The following is a 677-nucleotide window of genomic DNA, read 5'->3' as shown; positions in this document are numbered from 1 at the left end:
AAATCAGCCTCCGGCAAACCCGGCGCGGTTCAAACTGCCCCTTGCTCTTGCCCGACTCGGTGGCGAAATGGCGCATCAGGTATTCGTAGGCATCGCCCAGAATATCGTCGCCATCGGCGCGGTTCTTGCGAAAATCCAGCTCCGGGCGATTGAAGATCGCGACAAGGTTTGAGAGGCGATCAACCATCTCTTTGCCGGTGCCGAGCTTCTCCGGGTCGTTGAAGTCGGCAACGTCGATCACGCCCTTGAGGTCGTTCTCCTCGGCCAGGTTGGCGATGATGATGTTGATCTTCTCGCCGATGTCCTTATTGCCGCGCAGCGCGACCATGTCCGCAAAACTGCCGTCTTCGGGGATTTCGATCAGCCCATCCGGGTCGCCGGAATACTTGTCGGAGACGTACTTCACGAACAGCAATACAAGGACATAATCCTTGTATTGCGAGGCATCCATTCCGCCCCGAAGCGCATCGCAGCTCGCCCAGAGAGAGCTGTAAATTTCCGACTTTTTGACTGCCACGTGGTCCTCGTTCTACTCTTTGGTGCGATCCGCAGCCTGTGAGGCGTTCCGACCTGCCTCTATAGTCTTCAATCGCTCGTATTCTTCAATCGCCATCACCACGACGACTTGCCGCCCATGCTTGGCTACCGCCACCGGCTCGGCTCGGGCGAGATCGATC

The 677-nt window shown here is 57.5% G+C and carries 2 protein-coding genes; both read right to left on the bottom strand.

Annotation, left to right across the window (positions count from 1 at the left end):
• A partial coding sequence (locus tag E3D03_RS21135) for a type I restriction-modification system subunit M N-terminal domain-containing protein (protein ID WP_263568566.1) occupies nucleotides 1-517 on the bottom strand: 517 nt, incomplete at its 3' end.
• Between the two features lie 12 nt (nucleotides 518-529).
• Nucleotides 530-676 (bottom strand): type II toxin-antitoxin system prevent-host-death family antitoxin, encoded by a 147-nt coding sequence (locus E3D03_RS21130; protein WP_411969845.1) that lies wholly within the window; start codon nucleotides 674-676, stop codon nucleotides 530-532.
• Between the last annotated feature and the right edge of the window lies 1 nt (nucleotide 677).

This window comes from Paracoccus sp. DMF, from assembly GCF_004407025.1.
Taxonomy (GTDB): domain Bacteria; phylum Pseudomonadota; class Alphaproteobacteria; order Rhodobacterales; family Rhodobacteraceae; genus Paracoccus; species Paracoccus aminovorans_B.
This window is presented reverse-complemented; position numbering and strand designations above follow the sequence as displayed.